This window comes from Clostridioides sp. ZZV15-6598 (assembly GCF_020657705.1).
Lineage (GTDB): Bacteria > Bacillota > Clostridia > Peptostreptococcales > Peptostreptococcaceae > Clostridioides > Clostridioides difficile_F.
In genome coordinates this window covers 1-260 of record NZ_JAGWCS010000377.1, presented here as the reverse complement: position 1 = coordinate 260, position 260 = coordinate 1, and the positions used below count along the sequence as shown (strand labels likewise).

General features: G+C 36.5%; 1 protein-coding gene. It reads left to right on the top strand.

Features of this window, described 5'->3' with window-relative positions; genetic code table 11:
• Positions 1 to 260 (top strand): recombinase RecT (locus KGF50_RS22130; RefSeq protein WP_227850021.1); only part of this gene is annotated, 260 nt, incomplete at both ends.

The window sequence follows — 260 nt, the reverse complement described above, 5'->3', positions numbered from 1 at the left end:
AGTGAGAGGTTTCAAAGAGTTGCCCTAACAGCTTTTAGTAACAATCCAAGGTTACAATCATGTGAGCCTATGAGTTTCATAGCAGCGATGATGGAATCAGCTCAATTAGGACTTGAGCCTAACACACCTTTAGGTCAAGCATATTTAATACCATATGGCAAGAAGGTACAATTCCAAATTGGGTATAAAGGTCTTTTAGAATTAGCACAAAGAAGTGGAAAGATAAAGACTATATATGCTCATAAAATAAGGGAAAACGA